The organism is Bacillus salipaludis, from assembly GCF_004358205.1.
Genome location: NZ_SMYO01000004.1, coordinates 1 through 19,613, shown reverse-complemented (window position 1 = coordinate 19,613; position 19,613 = coordinate 1). Strand labels below are relative to the sequence as shown.

21 protein-coding genes, 14 tRNA genes and 1 rRNA gene are annotated in these 19,613 nt (G+C 42.9%); 11 read left to right on the top strand and 25 right to left on the bottom strand.

The window, feature by feature from the left end; all coding sequences use genetic code 11:
* Positions 1–47 precede the first annotated feature (47 nt).
* Positions 48–533: a CBO0543 family protein gene (locus E2K98_RS08365; protein ID WP_133333804.1), complete on the bottom strand. Its 486-nt coding sequence runs from the start codon at positions 531–533 to the stop codon at positions 48–50.
* Positions 534–821: 288 nt separating this feature from the next.
* Between E2K98_RS08365 and E2K98_RS08360 the strand changes: the two genes are divergently transcribed.
* The gene (locus E2K98_RS08360) at positions 822–1,646 is read left to right on the top strand and encodes an aldo/keto reductase (protein ID WP_133333803.1); all 825 of its coding nucleotides are present in this window, start codon (positions 822–824) and stop codon (positions 1,644–1,646) included.
* Positions 1,647–2,488: 842 nt separating this feature from the next.
* Here E2K98_RS08360 and E2K98_RS08355 read toward each other — a convergent pair.
* A complete protein-coding gene (locus E2K98_RS08355) occupies positions 2,489–3,292 on the bottom strand; it encodes a prohibitin family protein (protein ID WP_133333802.1) in 804 nt (267 codons plus the stop codon).
* A 188-nt stretch (positions 3,293–3,480) separates the two neighbouring features.
* Here E2K98_RS08355 and E2K98_RS08350 point away from each other — a divergent pair, with 188 nt between their 5' ends.
* From E2K98_RS08350 to E2K98_RS08330, 5 genes are all read left to right on the top strand, one after another.
* Positions 3,481–3,675 carry a hypothetical protein gene (locus E2K98_RS08350; RefSeq protein ID WP_133333801.1) on the top strand — a complete coding sequence of 65 codons (195 nt, stop codon included), beginning with the start codon at positions 3,481–3,483 and terminating at the stop codon, positions 3,673–3,675.
* Between the two features lie 6 nt (positions 3,676–3,681).
* Entirely contained in the window at positions 3,682–3,879 is a 198-nt protein-coding gene (locus E2K98_RS08345; RefSeq protein ID WP_133333800.1) for a YwbE family protein, read from the top strand.
* Between the two features lie 207 nt (positions 3,880–4,086).
* On the top strand, positions 4,087–4,410 hold the full coding sequence (locus tag E2K98_RS08340; RefSeq protein ID WP_133333799.1) for a BC1872 family protein: 324 nt from the start codon (positions 4,087–4,089) through the stop codon (positions 4,408–4,410).
* A gap of 359 nt (positions 4,411–4,769) precedes the next feature.
* Positions 4,770–5,207 (top strand): universal stress protein, encoded by a 438-nt coding sequence (locus E2K98_RS08335; RefSeq protein ID WP_133333798.1) that lies wholly within the window; start codon positions 4,770–4,772, stop codon positions 5,205–5,207.
* A gap of 95 nt (positions 5,208–5,302) precedes the next feature.
* Positions 5,303–5,485, top strand: a complete 183-nt coding sequence (locus E2K98_RS08330; protein ID WP_026575729.1) for a hypothetical protein — start codon at positions 5,303–5,305, stop codon at positions 5,483–5,485.
* 48 nt (positions 5,486–5,533) lie between these two features.
* Here the strand turns inward: E2K98_RS08330 and E2K98_RS08325 are convergent, their stop codons facing one another.
* Positions 5,534–6,301 carry a TSUP family transporter gene (locus E2K98_RS08325; protein WP_133333797.1) on the bottom strand — a complete coding sequence of 256 codons (768 nt, stop codon included), beginning with the start codon at positions 6,299–6,301 and terminating at the stop codon, positions 5,534–5,536.
* A 316-nt stretch (positions 6,302–6,617) separates the two neighbouring features.
* Here E2K98_RS08325 and E2K98_RS08320 point away from each other — a divergent pair, with 316 nt between their 5' ends.
* Positions 6,618–6,995 carry a VOC family protein gene (locus E2K98_RS08320; protein ID WP_133333796.1) on the top strand — a complete coding sequence of 126 codons (378 nt, stop codon included), beginning with the start codon at positions 6,618–6,620 and terminating at the stop codon, positions 6,993–6,995.
* 83 nt (positions 6,996–7,078) lie between these two features.
* Here E2K98_RS08320 and tkt read toward each other — a convergent pair whose 3' ends face one another.
* From tkt to E2K98_RS08300, 4 genes are all read right to left on the bottom strand, one after another.
* Positions 7,079–9,079: a transketolase gene (gene tkt, locus E2K98_RS08315; RefSeq protein ID WP_133333795.1), complete on the bottom strand. Its 2,001-nt coding sequence runs from the start codon at positions 9,077–9,079 to the stop codon at positions 7,079–7,081.
* A gap of 221 nt (positions 9,080–9,300) precedes the next feature.
* Positions 9,301–10,656, bottom strand: a complete 1,356-nt coding sequence (locus E2K98_RS08310; protein WP_208025352.1) for a PTS ascorbate transporter subunit IIC — start codon at positions 10,654–10,656, stop codon at positions 9,301–9,303.
* 19 nt (positions 10,657–10,675) lie between these two features.
* Entirely contained in the window at positions 10,676–10,945 is a 270-nt protein-coding gene (locus tag E2K98_RS08305) for a PTS sugar transporter subunit IIB (protein ID WP_133333793.1), read from the bottom strand.
* 18 nt (positions 10,946–10,963) lie between these two features.
* Positions 10,964–11,407 (bottom strand): PTS sugar transporter subunit IIA, encoded by a 444-nt coding sequence (locus E2K98_RS08300; protein WP_133334196.1) that lies wholly within the window; start codon positions 11,405–11,407, stop codon positions 10,964–10,966.
* Positions 11,408–11,703: 296 nt separating this feature from the next.
* Here E2K98_RS08300 and E2K98_RS08295 point away from each other — a divergent pair, with 296 nt between their 5' ends.
* The gene (locus E2K98_RS08295) at positions 11,704–12,102 is read left to right on the top strand and encodes a VOC family protein (RefSeq protein WP_133333792.1); all 399 of its coding nucleotides are present in this window, start codon (positions 11,704–11,706) and stop codon (positions 12,100–12,102) included.
* Between the two features lie 488 nt (positions 12,103–12,590).
* Here the strand turns inward: E2K98_RS08295 and E2K98_RS08290 are convergent, their stop codons facing one another.
* On the bottom strand, positions 12,591–13,145 hold the full coding sequence (locus tag E2K98_RS08290) for a general stress protein (protein WP_133333791.1): 555 nt from the start codon (positions 13,143–13,145) through the stop codon (positions 12,591–12,593).
* Positions 13,146–13,616: 471 nt separating this feature from the next.
* On the opposite strand from E2K98_RS08290, the gene E2K98_RS08285 reads away from it, so the two are divergent.
* Positions 13,617–14,177 carry a DUF6241 domain-containing protein gene (locus tag E2K98_RS08285; RefSeq protein ID WP_133333790.1) on the top strand — a complete coding sequence of 187 codons (561 nt, stop codon included), beginning with the start codon at positions 13,617–13,619 and terminating at the stop codon, positions 14,175–14,177.
* A 63-nt stretch (positions 14,178–14,240) separates the two neighbouring features.
* On the opposite strand, the gene E2K98_RS08280 is transcribed toward E2K98_RS08285, so the two are convergent.
* Together E2K98_RS08280 and E2K98_RS08275 are read right to left on the bottom strand one after the other, a co-directional pair.
* Positions 14,241–15,296, bottom strand: a complete 1,056-nt coding sequence (locus E2K98_RS08280) for a DUF5776 domain-containing protein (RefSeq protein ID WP_133333789.1) — start codon at positions 15,294–15,296, stop codon at positions 14,241–14,243.
* Between the two features lie 138 nt (positions 15,297–15,434).
* Positions 15,435–15,854, bottom strand: coding sequence for a VanZ family protein (locus tag E2K98_RS08275; protein WP_133333788.1), 420 nt, complete (start codon positions 15,852–15,854; stop codon positions 15,435–15,437).
* Between the two features lie 284 nt (positions 15,855–16,138).
* On the opposite strand from E2K98_RS08275, the gene E2K98_RS08270 reads away from it, so the two are divergent.
* Positions 16,139–16,477 (top strand): hypothetical protein, encoded by a 339-nt coding sequence (locus E2K98_RS08270; protein ID WP_133333787.1) that lies wholly within the window; start codon positions 16,139–16,141, stop codon positions 16,475–16,477.
* 266 nt (positions 16,478–16,743) lie between these two features.
* Positions 16,744–17,703, top strand: coding sequence for a S8 family peptidase (locus tag E2K98_RS08265; protein ID WP_133333786.1), 960 nt, complete (start codon positions 16,744–16,746; stop codon positions 17,701–17,703).
* A 116-nt stretch (positions 17,704–17,819) separates the two neighbouring features.
* On the opposite strand, the gene E2K98_RS08260 is transcribed toward E2K98_RS08265, so the two are convergent.
* The 15 genes from E2K98_RS08260 to rrf all read right to left on the bottom strand — a co-directional run bounded on the left by E2K98_RS08260 (position 17,820) and on the right by rrf (position 19,609).
* Positions 17,820–17,893 (bottom strand) — tRNA-Arg (locus E2K98_RS08260).
* 61 nt (positions 17,894–17,954) lie between these two features.
* Positions 17,955–18,029, bottom strand: a tRNA-Asn gene (locus E2K98_RS08255).
* Between the two features lie 43 nt (positions 18,030–18,072).
* Positions 18,073–18,149: transfer RNA gene (locus E2K98_RS08250), tRNA-Ile, on the bottom strand.
* Positions 18,150–18,162: 13 nt separating this feature from the next.
* Positions 18,163–18,247: transfer RNA gene (locus tag E2K98_RS08245), tRNA-Tyr, on the bottom strand.
* A gap of 30 nt (positions 18,248–18,277) precedes the next feature.
* A tRNA-Phe gene (locus E2K98_RS08240) sits at positions 18,278–18,353 on the bottom strand.
* A 154-nt stretch (positions 18,354–18,507) separates the two neighbouring features.
* Positions 18,508–18,584: transfer RNA gene (locus E2K98_RS08235), tRNA-Asp, on the bottom strand.
* 3 nt (positions 18,585–18,587) lie between these two features.
* Positions 18,588–18,661: transfer RNA gene (locus E2K98_RS08230), tRNA-Met, on the bottom strand.
* Positions 18,662–18,707: 46 nt separating this feature from the next.
* Positions 18,708–18,800, bottom strand: a tRNA-Ser gene (locus tag E2K98_RS08225).
* A gap of 36 nt (positions 18,801–18,836) precedes the next feature.
* Positions 18,837–18,913: transfer RNA gene (locus tag E2K98_RS08220), tRNA-Pro, on the bottom strand.
* 6 nt (positions 18,914–18,919) lie between these two features.
* Positions 18,920–18,996, bottom strand: a tRNA-Arg gene (locus tag E2K98_RS08215).
* An 11-nt stretch (positions 18,997–19,007) separates the two neighbouring features.
* Positions 19,008–19,083: transfer RNA gene (locus E2K98_RS08210), tRNA-Lys, on the bottom strand.
* 79 nt (positions 19,084–19,162) lie between these two features.
* Positions 19,163–19,238 (bottom strand) — tRNA-Thr (locus E2K98_RS08205).
* 20 nt (positions 19,239–19,258) lie between these two features.
* Positions 19,259–19,334: transfer RNA gene (locus E2K98_RS08200), tRNA-Val, on the bottom strand.
* Between the two features lie 39 nt (positions 19,335–19,373).
* Positions 19,374–19,448: transfer RNA gene (locus E2K98_RS08195), tRNA-Glu, on the bottom strand.
* A gap of 44 nt (positions 19,449–19,492) precedes the next feature.
* Positions 19,493–19,609: ribosomal RNA gene (gene rrf / locus E2K98_RS08190) — 5S ribosomal RNA — on the bottom strand.
* Between the last annotated feature and the right edge of the window lie 4 nt (positions 19,610–19,613).

Here is a 19,613-nt window from a genome sequence, read left to right as displayed (position 1 = left end):
TTAGATTCGATAAAAAATTAGGTGGTGACCAACAAATTTTTGTAGAACTATTTTTCATCTTTGACAAGTCCATATTTAAAAAACCACCTATAGAAAACTCTAGAAACATAAAACGAAAACCACATACTGATAAAACTAAAATACCAATGCCATTTTTTATAGGTAACAACTCGAGTATATTTAACGCCAATAACTTCTAACGTACATATAACGGAACAGTAAAATAGATAATAAAGTACTTTAAAGACTGAATTCTTTTGAACAGGGTAATAAAGGTTAAAAAGAACAGAAACAATGGGGAAGACAAAATGTTCAAAAGTAAAGCTTCCTTTATAGGATTTCTTGAAAAATATCCGTTTCGGATAAGCAATCCATCCCTTTTCAACCACAAATAAACCCGTAATCCAGGCATAAGTTTGCTGAAATAAAAGGATGAGGGCAGCCTGACGGATCTTTCTTTTAGGCGTTAAAAACAAAAGCAACAAAAAAGATACGATCAAAGAGGAAATAATTATTCTCTTTTCCTTCGACATAATTCGACCCCCCTTTTCGCAGAAGTATATCCAAAAGGAAGAATATTATCCTAAGTATTCCACCGAGACTAGGGGTTCCATCCATCAATAAATTCCGACAAAATCCTGGTGGTGACAGGCACCACCAGGATTTTGTCGAACCTAATTATATTTCGCAATCCTAAATTCTATACTTTCCCACTTCCGCTGCAGTATAATAAACATGTGATTTGGGGTGTTTTTCCAATCGCAGTGGGAAGACTACTTTTGTTGTTGAGAAACAAATAAATGGTAAAGGAGAAAGTTCAAATGAATTTTGTTACTTTAAATAATGGTGTTAAAATGCCGCAGCTTGGTTTTGGTGTTTGGCAGGTCGAAAATAATCAAGCGACCACTGCCGTAGCGAAAGCACTTGAAGTCGGATATACATCTATCGATACAGCGATGATTTACAAAAATGAGGAAGGTGTGGGTAAAGCAATTCAGGAATCCACAGTTCCCCGTGAAAACCTCTTTATTACAACAAAAGTGTGGAATAGCGACCAAGGCTATGATAATGCACTAAAAGCCTTTGACGAAAGCCTGGCAAGATTAGGTCTTGAGTATGTGGATTTATACTTAATTCACTGGCCGACCCCTAAATTCGATCAATACGTTGATACATACAAAGCTTTAGAAAAGCTCTATCATGATGACCGTGTGAAAGCGATCGGTGTTTGTAATTTTGAAATCGAACACCTCGAGCGCCTCTTAAACGAATGTGAAGTAAAACCTGTTTTAAACCAAGTAGAGTGCCATCCATACCTTTCTCAAAAAGAATTAAAAGATTTCTGTGCAAAACATGATATTTTTGTGGAAGCGTGGAGCCCGCTTGAACAGGGTGGAGAAGTGCTGAAGGATGAAGTAATTCTAAAAATTGCCGAAGCACATAGTAAATCACCTGCACAAGTCGTATTGCGCTGGCATTTACAAAACAACACGATTGTCATTCCGAAATCTGTTACTCCAGCGAGAATCGAGGAGAACTTTAATGTATTTGATTTCGAGCTAAATGCAGATGAAATGCAGCAAATTCATCAGCTTAATCGAGATCGCCGCAGGGGTTCACATCCCAACGATATGCATGTGCGATAAGATTTCCACACAAAAAGCCCGTTCCAGCTTAATTGCTGAAACGGGCTTTTTTTCGACAAAATTCGGGCGGTGACAGGCACTTGTCGAATTTTGGATTCCTCTATTCCTCATGTACCGCAAAATAAAGAATTTCCGTAATGGCTGCAACCGCACCAAAGTGAGCATATTTTTCTTCCCAAAATTCCTGATCAAATTTTTGCATAAGACAACTCTCCCTTTTTTAATTTGCATCTCTACTCTCAATATCAACAAGAATGGCACTTTCTATTCAGTTACTTAATGAATTTTTCCAAAATTCACAATTAATTACTGATAAAAGAAATAACCGAAATATTACTGAGGCAAACATAGAAAAGCCCCGTTCCCGGTAATCCACGGAAATGGGGTTTTATAATTATTTGCTATAAAGATCTTTTAACAACAAGGATAGTAACTTGGGTAACAACAAGGATTGTAAGCAGGATAGCAGCAAGGGTTATACATCGGATAACAACACGGATTTTGCATCGGATAACAGCAATTTTGATAATACGGCACCACACATGGCTGCGGCTGCACTTGCGGAGCTACATAAGGCATATTTGAAGGCACCATATTCGGCATTACGTTTGGCGCAATGTTTGAAGGCATCACATTCGCCGGCGCCATCGGTAAATTTGGCATAACATTCGAACCTTGATAGGGCTTATTTTCCATATTACTCTCTCCTCTTTAGATCAATTCCAACATAGTGTATGTGTCCAATAAGAGAGAGGAATAGACGCTTAACCTGCTTTAGATAAGACTGCTCTTTTCGACAAAATTCGGGTGGTGACAGGCACCACCCGAATTTTGTCGAAACATTATTTCTTCGTAATCCCACTTACATCGATGAAAGGGGTGGCGCCGCCTGTGACGCTTGGCAGTTTGCCGTCCCATTTTTCAAGGGCTTTTTCTTGGACTTCGATTTGTTTGAGTTGGATGAGTTCTGGGGTCACTTCGAGTTTTTTCAGTTTTAAGGCTTGTGCTTCTGCTTGAGCTTGGGTGACTTGCTGCTGGGCTTCGATTTTGACGCGTTCTAAATCTCGTTTGGCCTTTAGTGCGTTTTGTTCCGCCGTCTGTTTAGCTTCAATTGCTTTATTGAATTCCTCGCTAAAAGCGAATTCTTTAATATTGATGTCCTCTAGTTTCATATAGTACTTCGTTAATTTTTTGCCAAGCATATCTTTCACTTCGGCTGAAACCTCGGGCCGTTTGGAAATAAGCTCTTCTGCCGTGTACTGTGCCGTAATAGCTTTAAGCGACTCAGCAATGGCAGGATCTACAATCCGGGAACGATAATCCAAGCCGATTTCTTGGTAAAGTTTATTGACTGCTTCGGGATCGACTGAATAATTGACCGCCACCTTGGTCGTGACGATCTGAAGATCTTTAGAAGCAGCTGACTGCGAGCTTTCTTCTTTTTGCACGCGAACTTCAATCTGTTGAACGGTTTGCATAAATGGAATCCTAAAATGTAGCCCTTCCGACAAAATCGTCGGCTTAACCGCACCGAATTGCAAAAGAACTCCTCGATTACCTGATGACACTGTCGTGAGGGAAGAAAACACTAGAATCAAGACCACAATCGCCACAAGACCGCCTACTATCGACTTTCTGTATTTCATTCCTTCGGCCCCCTCTTTTATTGGTCATTAAAATAATCTATGAGTGTTGATCCCTGTTTATGAAGGTTTTTAATTTTTTCGGGATTGTCCCAATAATTTTCAAACTTCATCCCTCTATCAATTTCCTAAACGGCCGAAAATAGATTATACTGGACTAACTACCCTATTTGAAAAAGGAGGATTTAACGATGACAGAAAACAATCAAACCGAAGCACCAAAAAAGAAGATCAGCCTGCAGGAAGCAATGAGACAGCAGCTTGAAAACAAAAAGAACCAGAACTCTGCTGGGAATGGTAAGGCCACTGGCGATCTTTCCACGAAAAAAATGAAAAGCCAGCAAACAAAGAAACCTAGCAATACTCGCAGAAAAATGGGCGTTTAGTGTGGAATGAATGGACAAAATCGAAAAGACGTATTACCGGGATTGACGGTTGATATCGTTTTAAAAGCAGACCAACGAACAGGAAAACTAACCAGAGGCATTGTAAAAGACATACTCACCAAATCAGCCACCCATCCCCACGGAATCAAAGTAAGGCTGACAGACGGAAAAATTGGACGAGTCCAAGTTATCCACAACACATAAAAGCATTCAGGGCCAACACCTTGAATGCTTTTTATTTTCGACAAAATTCGGGTGGTGACAGGCACCACCCTAACTTTGTCGAATGAAATATTGAAAATATCACCAAAAATGGTGGTCGTTTTTCGTGATTGTGTTATATAATATTATCAATCAATTAAAACTGTTATATAATAGACCAATCAAAAAAATGAAAAGAGGGTAATGGGTATGAACAAAACGGATTCAATTGCACGGAGAATTTTGGGGTGGAAGTTAAATCGCTGGGATCGTTGGTATGATTATGAGAACCGTACTTTTATTCATGATTCCGATTTTCAGCCTGAGGATAACCTTGATCATGCGATGCGTATTGTGGAAAGATTAGAGCAGTTTGGGTATACATTTACAACAAATGACAATTCCGAGGCTTGCTTCAATGAAGTGCGCGGGACTGGGGTAACGTTGGCACAGGCGATTACGAATGCAGCCTATGCCATTATTGAAAATAACTCAGTGGTTAACAGCTCAAGAGTATGGCAGAAATTATGCTAAGTCTTGGTTTTTGGAAGGAAATTTATCGGATTCCCCTAAGTAATTGTGTCCTTCACTGAGCATCGAAGGACACTTTTTCTTTCTTGCCAGCTATTTTGCCCTCCCCTTTAATGCCTACCGAATTCTATCCGACCTTGCTTTTTCGGGCGCTATAAACCTCAAAAACCTATTATTTTCCACTTCCTCTTTTTAATCATGAATATCCAAACTGTTTTCGACAATTTTGGGGTGGTGACAGGCACCATAACCACTTTTACATTGCCTTAATATTGTCAAATCTTAGTGGGTTATAGATTGGTAGATGCTGATACAATGAAGGCAAGGAAGAGGAAATTGATTTTTCTAGGAGGATGATGAAGATGTTAACGATTTGCTCAAGAATTGTGGTTCCGTATGATCAATCTGAATTAAGTAAAAGGGCGTTGGAAACAGCGATAACAATGGCCAAACAGGATGAAAAAATTGAAGTGAATGTGGTTACCGTTATTAATACACAAACAACTATTTATAACTATGTTAATTTTGACAGTGATCCAGTACGGCAGGCTCAGCTGGCTGAAGCCAAAGAAATGCTCAATGAGGTAAAAGAAAAGCTTGCAGAACTGCCAAACAAGGTAAGAACCTTCATCATTGAAGGAAGCCCGGCCATGTCGATTGTCAATTTCATCGTAGAAGAAAACGCCGATCTTGTTGTAATGGGAAGCCGTGGATTGAGTGGATTAAAAGAGCTATTCCTCGGAAGCGTCAGCCATTACGTCGTCCAAAAATCTCCGTGCCCGGTATTTATCATTAAATAAGTGGATAGATGGTCTGCTTCTGTTTAAAAAGTGAGTATTTTGGCGATGCTGATAGCAGAGAGCAGAATACAAAAATAGAAGTGGGGAACGGAGAAATGAGCAGAGATTTGACCAGTATTTATCATGAACTTACGGTTATGAAAACAATAGATTTAGAGGAATGTAACCGAGAGCTTCAGAAAAGCCATACTGAAACCGTAAAAAAGGCATTAATGGTCTATAAAACAGAGCTACTGGAATGTCTGGAAATGTATGACCATTATTTGAATAGTAGATAAGTTAAGAAAGAGGACCTTTTGATGAGGTCCTCTTTTTCGCAAAAACATTTAAAGAAAGTAATCATACGCATTTTTCGCCAGCAATAAAAAAGTGACGGTAATGAACAGAGCGCGGACGTAGCCGCTTCCCCTTTTAATCGCGAATCTTGAGCCAACAATCGAACCCGCAATTTGAGCAATTCCCATCGGAATACCATAAGCATAATTGACTTGCCCCAAAAACATGAACATAATCAGGGCTGCAATATTACTGCCAAAGTTTAAAAACTTCGCATTTCCAGCCGCCTTCAAAAAATCAAAACCGATCATTAAAAAGGCAAACATTAAAAAGGAACCAGTCCCCGGTCCAAGAAATCCATCATAAAAACCAATCGCAAAAATGGCAAAGATAAAAAGGGCCATGTGCTGGAAGGATAATTTTCTAACGCTGGAAATACTGCCCCAATCCTTTTTGAAAATGGTATAAATCGCAACTGCCGCAAGCATGACCAGCATCAGCGGCTTCAGCAATTCCGGATTCATCAAATGAACCGTCCAAGCGCCGATCATCGAGCCAATAAACGTGAGCGGAAATAGCTTATATACGGATTTTATATCAAGCTTGCCGGAACGATAAAACATAATTGTACTCGTCAACGAGCCAATCGTCCCTGCCAATTTATTCGTCGCAACCGCTGCCGCCGGCGATAAACCCGTAAACAATAACGCAGGCAACGCAATCAACCCACCCCCGCCAACAACCGAATCAATAAAAGCCGCCAAAAACCCAAACACAACCAAAATAACCAACAACGTCGGATCAAAATGCAAAAACATCCAATCAACCTTTCAAATCACAACTAGTAAAGTATTCGACAAAATTCGGGCGGTGCCTGTCACCACCCGGGTTTTGTCGAACAATAAAATCACTGCTTTATTATAACAGTTTATCGATAGGCCAATCCATCTTTCCCTTTCTATTTATATGGATTCATTCAACTTACATCCTCTAAGGAGAATTAAAGAAATGCTTGTAAATGGGGGCTATTTATTAAGAGAAATTACCTCCAAAAATCCGACGTCAAAATTGCTTTTGCCCTTTTGCGTTGATAAACTAAATTCACGCAAATATATATAAAGGAGATTTTCGTTCATGATTAATAAAATTGGTAAAATAACGGTGTATGTAAAAGATCAAGAAGAGGCAAAGGATTTTTGGATAAATAAGGTTGGTTTTGTGTTAAAAATGGAGCAGCCGATGGGACCGGATTTTTCTTGGATTGAGGTCGGCCCAAGTGAAGACGAATTTACTACTTTGGTACTTTATGCGAAGGAAGCAATGGAGCAGCATAATCCATCGAAGGTCGCCCACCCATCGATTCTATTCAGCACAACCGATATCGAATCCGCTTATGAAAAAATGAAACAAAACGGAGTTCAGGTAGACGAAATGATGCGCATGCCGTTTGGAACGATGTTCTCCTTTAAGGACCAAGATGGATATGATTATTTGTTGAGAGAAGATAAATAGGATGTCAAAAAGGAGAAGTGCGGCGAACACTTCTCCTTTTTTTGCATTATCGTGGTGGTTTCTTGGGGTTAACCAATCTTTGGTCAGTCCCCCAACAGTTCCAATACCTGCGAAACAATATGTTCAACGGTAAACCCGCGCATTTCTACCAACTGCGCCCCCTTACCCGATGCCCCAAAATCATCGACCCCAATCACTTTCCCATTCCTGCCAACATATTTATGCCAGCCAAGCGAAGACCCCATCTCCACTGCCAACCGTACATCAATCGAGTCGGGAAGCACTTGGTTTTTATAGTCCTGTGACTGTTTTTCAAAAAGCTCCCACGATGGGAAACTGATCACAGATACGCCAATCCCTTTTTCAGCCAAAACCTTTTGCGCATCTAACAGAAGCTGCACCTCTGACCCGGAGCCCATCAACAATGCTTTCGCCTCACCCTTTGCCTCCGACAAAACATAAGCCCCTTTTTCCACACCATTTTTCCCAAAACGGGCTGTGCCTTCGAGAATCGGTAAATCCTGGCGTGACAGCACAAGAACCGTCGGCCGCTCTCGTTCCACCACTGCTGCCTTCCATGCAAACGCGGTTTCGTTCGCATCCGCAGGCCGAATTACCGATACTCTAGGGATCGCACGAAGGGATAATAGCTGCTCCACCGGCTGATGTGTCGGACCGTCCTCTCCAACGGCAAGGCTATCATGGGTAAAAATATACGTGACCGGGACGCCCATTAAGGCGGATAGCCTGAGGGCAGGACGCAGGTAATCGGAAAAAACAAAGTACGTGCTTACAAAAGGCCGTACACCAAAGTGAAGCGCCATCCCGTTTGCCGTTGCGGCCATCGCAAATTCGCGGACACCAAAGTGAACATTACGGCCTTCATAGTGTCCCGCTCGGAAATCGCCGCCGCCATTAATCCTGCCCTTTGTAGAAGACGCCAAGTCTGCCGAGCCTCCAAAAAACTCCGGTAAGCGCTGCCCGAGAGCTTCAAGAACCTGATTGGAGGCAACCCGCGTCGCCATTTTTCCTCCTGCATCATAAAAAGGAAGTGCCGAGTCCCATTCTTCTGGTAAATCTCCATTGCTAATTCGTTCAAATTGATCCGCAAGCGTCGGATACACCTCTTTATAGTTTTGAAAAAGTTGAATCCATTCCCTTTCTCTTTGCTTCCCCTGCTCCTTTATGGTCTGAAAAAATTCATAGACTTTGTCAGGGACGTGAAATTCCTCAGTAGAAACCAAATGGTAAAAAGCTTTAGCGGCAGAAGCTTCATCCCTGCCTAGCGGCGCACCATGAGCAACACTTTTTCCCGCCTTATTGGGAGCCCCGTATCCAATAATCGTCCTCACTTGAATGAGCGTCGGACGCTCGGTTTCCAGTCTAGCCGCTTCCAGAGCACTTTCGATTGCCCCCACGTTATTCCCGTTTTCAACATGGAGAACCTGCCATCCATAGGCTTCAAATCGCTCGCCAACATTTTCCGTAAACGAAAGGTCTGTCTCGCCATCCAGAGACGTCCCATTGGAATCATACATCACGATGAGGCGTCCAAGCTTTAGGTGGCCGGCCAAGGATGCGGCTTCAGCCGAAACCCCTTCCATCAAGTCACCATCGCCGCAAATACAGTAGCTAAAATGATCAACAATCGGATAGCCGGCTCGGTTGTATATGGCCGACAAGTGCCGCTCTGCCATTGCCATCCCGACGGCCATCGCCACCCCTTGCCCAAGCGGGCCTGTTGTGGCTTCTACTCCCGCGGTATGGTTGTATTCAGGATGACCGGGTGTGCGGCTGCCAAACTGGCGGAAATTTTTCAAATCCTCAAGGGTCAAATCAAATCCTGATAAATGCAAAAGACTGTATAACAGCATCGATCCATGCCCCGATGATAAAATGAAGCGGTCGCGATTGAACCATTTTGGATGTTCAGGGTTTTGCTTTAAAAATTTTGTCCACAGGGTAAAAGCCATCGGGGCAGCGCCCATCGGCATCCCCGGATGACCGGATTGTGCGCGCTCCACACTATCAATGGCAAGCGTTCGAATCGTATTGATGGCAAGCTGCTGAATCGGTGAATTCAATGCTTACATCCTTTCTACTAAAAGTTTCTTATTTTTTTTGAAAAAGCAACCTATTTCTCTGCCTTAAGAGTGTTGTAGCGCTATCAAACTCATTAGTGCCAACTGGACCTCTTTTTAAATAGTTACGGGCACTATTACACTTTCATAGTGCCCGCACAAACTTTTTTCTCACCATCACGGGCACGATTCAATCCCCATCGCACCCGCTCAGCCTCCAACCATTAAGCCTCTGCATCACCTTTATTCGTTTTAACCGAAACAAAACTTGCAAAAGCAATCAAGACGCCGCAGACAACTACCGTTAAAGCATAAAACCCGCCGACACCCACCTTCGCCATAGCTCCGGCAAGAATTCCGACCCAGCCGAAATCGGCATCACCGAACGTCGTATTCGACAACCCGAGCGACCCTAAGAAAGATAAAAGCAAAGCTGGAATCAACGTGATTAAAAAGCCATTAATCAACGCGCCAATCACCGCACCACGACGGCCGCCAGTTGCATTTCCGAAAACCCCGGCAGTCCCCCCGTCAAAGAAATGCGGCACCATCCCCGGAATAATCAACGCCAGACCAAGCGGCCCCATCAAAAACATCCCGATAATCCCGCCAATCAAACTCGAAATAAATCCAACTATTACAGCAGTCGGAGCAAACGTAAACGTCGTCGGACAATCAAGCGCAGGAAGCGCATTTGGTACAATTTTATTGGCAATCCCTTGGAACGCAGGAACAAGCTCTGCTAGAATCATCCGTACGCCCATGAGGACAACAGCAATTCCGGCGCCAAAAGTAAGCGCTTGCACCACTACGTACACAATATAATTTTTACCACCCGTAAAATCCTTCAGTGCATCCGGACCCGCAACAAGCGCAAGAATCAAGTACATCACAATCATCGTTAACGTTGTCATAACCAGCGAATCGCGTAAAAAGCCTAGATTTTTCGGAACCTTGATCTCTTCTGTCGTCCGGCTATTTTTTCCGGTGCCTTTCCCAACCAATGCCGAAATGATATAACCTAATGTATTAAAATGACCAAGCGCAAATGGCGCATTTCCGGTTACTTTTTTCATAAAAGGATGAACCAGCGCTGGCATAATCGTGCTGACCGTACCAAGGAAAATCGCTCCGAGGATAGCCTGGTTTACTCCGGTAATCCCTGCACTGCCAAGCACAACTGCTAAAACGGTTGCCATAAAAAATAAATGATGACCAGTTAAGAAAATAAACTTAGCAGGTGTAAAGCGAGCTAGCAGCAGGTTGACGACAAAACCGAGGGCCATAATAATCGCGGTCTGCGCCCCGAAACTTTTTTGCGCAATCGCCACAATCGCTTCGTTCGTCGGTACCACCCCGTGCAGATTGAACCCTGCTTGAACCATGGCACCGAGAGGATTCAGCGCCCCGATAATGATTCCGGCGCCTCCGCCAAGGATCAAAAACCCGATAATCGTTTTCAGTGTTCCGGTTATCGTATCACTTAAAGACTTTTTCAAGGCAATTAAACCGATAAGAGCCATAAAACCAACAAGAATCGCGGCATTGCTCAAAATCTCATCCACAATAAAATGTAACACAGCCATTTGTTAGTCCCCCTTATTTTGATAAAATTGGGATCAGCTTTTGTTTCATTTCATTTTTGTCCACGTAATTTTTTACCGTCACAATCGGGATGTTCATCCCAGATAAGAGCTCCGAAAATTCGGCTGAGGTCACAATGACATCCGCCGGCTCGGCTTTGGCCGAACTGATATCCGACGTAGAAACACTTGCAGAAATCCCCGCTTCCCTGAGCACCGCTTCAATCGTCATCCTTAACACCATGCTGCTGCCAAAACCCATGCCGCATACGGCTAAAATTCTCATGTTCATCCCTCCATTCCTTTATGCTCCATGTACAACAGATAACACCTCTTCTGAAGTTGAGGCCGACATGATTTGAACAACCTTATCCTCGTCTGCAAGGAGTGTGACCAATTCAGACAAAGCTTGCAAATGCTGCTCATGGTCGATGGCAGCCAGCACAATGACGAGCCGAACTTGATGCTCTTCCTTTTCCGAAAAGCTCACTGGATTTTCCAAACAAAGCATACTCATCGATAATTTTTTGACCCCTTGTTCAGGGCGGGCATGCGGAATCGCAATCTGCGGGACGATGACAATATAGGGGCCAAGCGACTTGACATTGTCAATCATCGACTGCACGTACCCTCCAGTGACGGATCCGTCTGCCACCAAAGGGTTCGAAGCTATACGAATTGCTTCAACCCAATCCCCAACCCTTGACCTAACCTGTACCGTCTTCTCCGTCAACAATACATCCAACATCCGCATCTTAACTCCTCAACCAATTTAAAAACCACAACACAACCTGACAGACACCTGCCTCCCCTACATACCACCAGCACCCTACCCCCTTTACAACCTAATAAAAACAGACATCTGCTAATCTCAATTTATTGTGGAAAGAATGGGAATAGTACTACCCAACCCATTCGACAAAATTCGGGCGGTGCCTGTCACCACCCGAATTTTGTCGAAACCATATTTCTGGTAAAATGATATAATCTATTAAGATAGAACAAGTGGGTTTCCCCTTTAAATCTAGTAAGGAGATGAATGGCTTGATTCAATATAGGGAGCTTCACCATGTGAGTTTAACGGTTTCGGATTTAGAGAGGGCTAAGGATTTTTATAGCAGGATTTTATGTTTAGAGGAGATCCAACGCCCGGACTTTGACTTTCCAGGGGCATGGTATGGAATCGGGCTGCAGCAACTCCATCTCATTGTTCTCCCCAAATCCCAAACGATTCGCCAAGATAAATACGTGAGCAGCCGAGAAGGCCACTTTGCTTTGAGAGTGGAAAACTACCAGAATACGCTAAACTGGTTGAAGAAAAATGGCGTGGAAATTCTAGAAAAGCCAAACAGCAAAAGTGGATTTGCACAAATATTCTGCGCGGATCCCGATGGTAACTTAATTGAACTCAATGTGGACCAAAAAGATATAGAGAAAGCATAGAGACTTGGGGACAGTTCTTTCTTCAAGTGGACTACACTAAGGAGAGGACAAAAGATTTTTGAAGGAATAACTTATGGGAATTAACTAACCCCTAGTCTATCTTTCACAAACACACCAATGGCCGCTTTCCGGCAGGAAGTGTCCATTGGTCAACTGAGGTTTCCGATGCCGGCACCAGCGCCTACCGAAAATATCCAAACACATACAAATAAAGTAAAGTAAAGAATAATGAGCGAATGACTGCCCATATCGGCTTTTTAAAATGTAATCTCAGCTTGATGAACATAGTGAAATCAAACAATACAGACCAGTCTAAATTCCAGGCATGGTCATGCGAACATGCCCTAACCGATACAGTACCACTTCACCCACAATAAAAAACAAACCCCATTTCACAATATAAAATGCCCCTTCCAAAATGTTCCTTCAAGGAAATGAGACAAAAAAAGGAAATTGCCGAAGATAGCAATTTCCTTTAAATAAGAATTCTAGTATCGATTTGCTGGGTCCACCCGAGTCAGCGGAGCATTGGGTGAATCATTTCCAATCATATTCCTTCCTGTAACATCTTGGTGGACGTCTGCCCCTAAACCTGCACGATTTTCCCGACGCTCCACCACCACAAGAAATTTACCGTCTTTCACATAGTCTTCATAGCGCCCTGCCTCCTCCTCAGGGATACCCATTCCAATCAATGCCCCCGTTAGACCGCCCACTCCTGCACCGAAAACAGCCCCGGTCAGTGTTGCCGCAATCGGACCTGCAGCAATAAGCGGTCCAATCCCCGGTATCGCTAGAGCACCCATTCCCGCCAACAATCCAACCATGCCGCCAAGTGCACCACCGGTTGCCGCCCCGGCTGCAAGACCGTCTTCCGTTTTCGTACCCGTCGCATCATTGATTGCCGTTACATCCTCTCTATTCTTACCGATGACTGAAATTTCCTCTGCCGTATACCCTTGACGTTTAAGATCTTCAACCGCCCGAATCGCCTCGTTCTCCGTATCGTACACTCCTACCAAATGCTTGTCATGTTTAAACATTGAAATCCCTCCTCTTGTTCATTTACATTACCCGCCTTGAGGAAGAATGAAACATCCGACGACTCATTCGACACCCCTCCACAGAAATTCATTCAATTAAACGTTTGATAAAAATCCCGACAACCCCTTTTGAAAAACGAACTTCTTGTAGTTTCCGGGGAAATTTTTTGTCGATAAAAAAGCTTTTATTTCCTTACAAGCTCCAATCCTGACGAAAAATAGAATCCTTCTACATACTTTGACTAGTTCCCCTTAAATCCGCTATCCAATCAAACGTTTGATTAGATTCACAGCAAACCGTTATGAAATAAGAAATTTCCCCTTCAAAGCTTTAAAACGATTGTCGAAGGATGGTATGTCAGAAATTAGGACAGACGCAGCTCTACTATTTTTCTATCAAACTTATAGCTAGTACACCTTCTATTTTTTTGTTAAGTTAGAATTATCCAACTGTTTTTAGGAGGGATTCTATTGAAAAAAGGTTTAAGCTTAACGACGACCATGATATTGGCCTTTCTTTTCATCGGGGGAATTGCAGTATATAAAGTCATGAACAATGCATCAGAATTTGAAAGAAAACATACAGTGGAAACCACTGCTGTTGCGAAAAAGGATACTGCAAAGGAGAAGAAAGAACAGACTGGCTATATTGGCGGAGTTCAATACGACATTAAATTGGATAAAAGTAGTTCGCAAGAGGCTGTGATTGAGGTTATGCACAAGATGACCCACCAAAAAGTGAAGGCCAAAGAAAAATGGGGCGCCGTCCCGATGATTCCGGATACTATTAACCAAGTTTACAACATAGTGAAAAACAGCAATTTCGAGCTGAAAAGCGACCTACTAGCCATACTAGAGAAATGGAAAGAGGGGAATTTTGAAGAAATAGCCGAAGACCATAACTATTTCTGGCAGCAACAAGGCGGCACCGTCGGCAAAGCATACGGAACCATGACAAAGGCAGAAGAAAAAACCTTCATCGCAAACAACTTTGGCGAAGAAATAGCAAAACAAGATAGCCCTCAGCCATAATATATAATACATTTCCGACAAAATTCGGGTGGTGCCAGGCACCACCCGAATTTTGTCGAACTATTAAAGAAACGGCCGTGCCACCCCTGCAATCACGTTCCGATGCGAATTCTTGATTGGTTGTATCATGACACGCGGCGGCCAGGATTCGATTACTTTGTTGTTTCCTAGATAAATAGCTACATGCCAAATGGTATGGGTGCCTGGTTGATAGTAGAAGATTAAATCGCCGCGTTGTCGCTGGCTATAGGGCACGTGTTTAAAATTCTTCGAAGCAAACAGTTTTCGGCTGTTCCATTCGTTCCCAGGATGCGCATGCTGAATACTCGACACAGGCACCGGATTAATCCCGGCAGCATACAAGGCCTGCGTTACCAATCCACTGCAGTCAAGTCCATACTTTGGAGACGAAGATGCCCCCACAATATAAGGATTCCCCATATATTGATAGGCTTGCTTGATCATTGCCTCAATATGAGCAGAACGGCCATCCCATGCATGCGCCTTTAACGGTGCGATATAGCTATCGATGCTATACCATGAGCTTTCACTAAACCCTAGCTTCTGCCAAGTTCTCAGATCTACATCCCCGGTGACAGGTAATTTATGCTTTGCCTGAAAGCTTCGAACCGCATACCATGTTTTATTGTTATATTTCGCATACCCATGCGTACCGATAATCCCCAGTTTGCGCATGACTTTCCACGTTTTTACACCTTCATAGCCGCGTGATAGATTATAGCCCACCTTCCCAGTCGGCTGAATTTGTTTGTATTGCACTTGATAATAACGCTTCGGATTTTGATACCCTTTTGTTTTTACGACCTTTAATTTATTGGCCGTTACATATTTTCCGTTGGTTAACTGTAACCGTGGTTTCCCTGTTTCTGTTTTTACCAAACGTTTTACATGTAAAAAGGTATCCTTCTTTTGTAAAGCAATCTTTTTCGTTAATTCAATGTCCTGATATGTATAGGTTGGCATCTTCACTTTTATAATGACAGGATTGCTTGTGTAAAACGAAACTTCCTCCGCATGCACACTGGATTCGGATACAGTCATGCCAAATCCCAAGATAGCAGCGGTTACTACTAAACTCTTAAACCACTTAAATTTCATACCTCAACCTCCCCACTTGTACTCTATATGTTTATTATCGGAAAATTCACAAATTATCTTATCATACGATTAATGCTCTTACAATTCTTTTAAAAATAGGGCCAGCCCTTGATAAAGCAGGCGGCCTTGTCATTCATTTTACGATCCAACCGCCTTTCTCCACCTGCTAACCAAAAAAGTCAACACTAACGCTAGAAACGCCCCGCCCCCATCAATCAATACATCTTTAAACGAAGCCATTCGATCCGGCATAAAGGATTGATGCCATTCATCTGACATGGCATAGAGGAAGGCAGTAACCCAGGCAAAGAAATATGCGAATCGATAGTTACTCATTACCTTATAAAACAAGAATGCCAGGATTCCAAACGCAGAAAAATGGCTAGCTTTCCTTATCATAAAATTCAGTTCATCTATCAAACCCTTTCCCGCGCCGGACACTTCATTTATCGCCGACGCCGTACGTTCTCCCGTAAAATAAGGTAGCTGTGTTACCAAAAAGATGATCAACATCCAGAACATTGCAGCCAGCATCCACCATTTTTTATTACCGCTCATTTATCTTCACTCCTGCTTCATTGATGACATCCAATAACACCTTATTTTATCAACATTGTAAAAAACAGAAAAGGCACCTGATTGTGATTCATATAGATATTTACATATTCACATTTCACCGCTTTAAACTTTAATAGAGTGGAGTCAGACCAAATTCTATTCTTACTTTCTATTTTGTTGCATATAGTCTATAGATACAATCTAAATCACCTTGAACCTTCCCGTTTTCATTCCAATTGCTGCTATATGTGTGGATCAATTCTTAGTAAAGGATGTGTGGATAAATGGATTTAAATTCTTTTATCAGGCTATATCAAGAATTTTTAAAGGAAAGTGAGCAAAAGGGGTGGGTGTCCAAGGTTCTGATTGAAGAATTCGGAAATCATCTCGCTTCTATCAAAAATAGCGAAGGAATCGAAGTGGAATTTTTTATTGAGTTGGACTCAGGTAATTATAAACAAGTGACTGGCAAAACACATCAAGGCCAGCTGAACTATGGCGTGATCAGACAGGAAGAAAAAGGAGATGCATTTGCGAAAGAAGTATTGGATGCATTCCATGATTACTGGTCCAAACATTCTAGCAAACGTAAAACACTCTTATTTCTCTATAATCCTAAATAATCACTCTCCAAACGATAACAAACGGAGCTCATTCCCCTTTTTTGAAAAATGAACTCCGTTTGCTGAATTACAACAAATAAACTTCTTCTCCCTCTCATCTATGAAAAAAATCCCCTCCAATGAAGTCCCTTTTCTGCGCACAAAATAATAGGACATCCTGCCTGTATGGAAAATAATTCTATTTAACCTATTTATCCCTCTATCAAAATGATATGATTTCTCTATCACCAAGTTCTGACTTCAATTAAAAAATAGGAGGGATTTTTATGAAAGATGCTATCTATCTGATTCCCTACAAAATGATTGAGCAGTTAGAAAACGTGAACGAGATTCCCAAAGGTGTTGAACTAATTCAAGCCCCCGAAATATGGGCGCAATCAACTGGCAAAGGTATAACAGTAGCTATACTGGATACAGGCTGTGATACCGATCATCCGGACCTGCAAAATCGAATCATTGGCGGACGAAATTTTACACAAGACGATGGCGGAAATCCGGCTATCTTCGAGGATTACAATGGCCACGGCACTCATGTGGCAGGTACGATTGCAGCGACAATCAACCACACAGGCGTAGCAGGCGTTGCTCCGGAAGCAAATCTTTTAATCTTAAAGGTTTTAGGAAAAGATGGCTCTGGGCAGTATGACTGGATCATTAACGCCATTCACTATGCCATCGAACAAAAAGTCGATATCATTTCAATGTCATTAGGCGGTCCTACCGATGTAAAAGAATTACATGATGCGATCAAGGAAGCGGTGCTGAACCATCAAATTCTTGTCGTCTGTGCCGCGGGTAATGAAGGGGATGGAGATTCCTCAACCGATGAGTTTGCCTTCCCTGGCAGCTATAATGAAGTGATTAGTGTAGGGGCGGTTGACCTGAACCGGCAATCCTCTTATTTTACGAACTCAAACAATGAAGTAGACCTCGTAGCACCAGGTGAAAAAATTACTTCTACTTATCTAAATGGAACGTATGCAACACTGAGTGGCACATCGATGGCTACACCACATGTTTCAGGGGCACTTGCCTTATTAAAAGATCTTTCTTCAAAGCAATTTGAAAGAGTACTCACGGAGCCCGAATTGTATGCCCAATTAATAAAAAGAACGGTGCCATTAGGAAATTCACCAAAGGTCGAAGGAAACGGGTTGATCTATTTAACCCTATTAGATTTCATTAAAAAGGTTTATGAACAACAGAATACAAATGTTTTAATATAAAAAATACGTTCCCCTCTGATTCTTCTTTTTCAGAGGGGTTTTTATTATTTATACAAAAATCTCCAAGTTATAAAAAAACGCTTGGACAATTGTCCAAGCGTTTTTCATCATGTTTACGCGCCTTAGAGGATTCGAACCTCTGACCGTACGCTTAGAAGGCGTATGCTCTATCCAGCTGAGCTAAAGGCGCATGGTATATGTAGGTGTGTTAAAGATTATCTGGGATTAGTTATTCCCTCAAAAAAATAAAATGGCTCCGCAGGTAGGACTCGAACCTACGACCGATCGGTTAACAGCCGATTGCTCTACCACTGAGCTACTGCGGAACAATTAATAATATGGTTAATTTTTTGCTATCGCAAAAAACTTTGGTGGGCCTAAATGGACTCGAACCATCGACCTCACGCTTATCAGGCGTGCGCTCTAACCAGCTGAGCTATAGGCCCTTATTAAAAAACATGGTGGAGGGGGACGGATTCGAACCGCCGAACCCTGAGGGAGCGGATTTACAGTCCGCCGCGTTTAGCCACTTCGCTACCCCTCCATATAAAAATAAAAAAAGCACGAAATTAAATGGTGGCTCAGGACGGAATCGAACCGCCGACACAAGGATTTTCAGTCCTTTGCTCTACCGACTGAGCTACTGAGCCATGTTAGTTTATATCCCCTACAACCATAAAGCTGTAAGTCCTTCGCCCCCATCTCAGAAAGCTTATTCTAGCAGCAGCTCGATGGGTGCGCTGATGCTTATTCATTGTAGCTTATTCGGGCGTGCTCTACCGACTGAGCTACTGAACCAACAAATGGCGGTCTGGACGGGACTCGAACCCGCGACCTCCTGCGTGACAGGCAGGCATTCTAACCAACTGAACTACCAGACCAAATTGCGGAGGCAGGATTTGAACCTGCGACCTTCGGGTTATGAGCCCGACGAGCTACCAGACTGCTCCACCCCGCGATAATAGAAATTAAAGCTAAAAATCAATGCTGAAGATAAAAACATATGGCGGAGGAAGAGGGATTCGAACCCCCGCGCGGTTTAACCCGCCTGTCGGTTTTCAAGACCGATCCCTTCAGCCGGACTTGGGTATTCCTCCGTAAAAATAAAAAGTATATAGTTTAAAGCATTGGACTGGTCGGGAAGACAGGATTCGAACCTGCGACCCCTTGGTCCCAAACCAAGTGCTCTACCAAGCTGAGCTACTTCCCGATAGTATGGCGCGCCCGAAAGGAGTCGAACCCATAACCTTTTGATCCGTAGTCAAACGCTCTATCCAATTGAGCTACGGGCGCATTGTTCTAAATGGTGAGCCATGAAGGACTCGAACCTTCGACCCTCTGATTAAAAGTCAGATGCTCTACCAACTGAGCTAATGGCTCTAAAAATATTCTTTTGCTTAAAATCCCTTCGGAATTTCTCGCATGCTTCCGCTGATGTCTTTCAGGAAAGTAAGAAGCATGGTGCCGGCTAGAGGACTTGAACCCCCAACCTACTGATTACAAGTCAGTTGCTCTACCAATTGAGCTAAACCGGCAGGTTTAAAGAAAAATATTATGGTGGAGGATGACGGGATCGAACCGCCGACCCTCTGCTTGTAAGGCAGATGCTCTCCCAGCTGAGCTAATCCTCCATTATAATGACATTTTTTTTACTGTCGTAATAAAAACTTTGGTGACCCCTACGGGATTCGAACCCGTGTTACCGCCGTGAAAGGGCGGTGTCTTAACCGCTTGACCAAGGGGCCTTTTTTAAAAAATCAGCAAAAATAATAGCCCCATAAAGGGCTTAGCCTGGCAACGTCCTACTCTCACAGGGGGACAGCCCCCAACTACCATCGGCGCTGAGAAGCTTAACTTCCGTGTTCGGTATGGGAACGGGTGTGACCTTCTCGCCATTATTGCCAGACTAT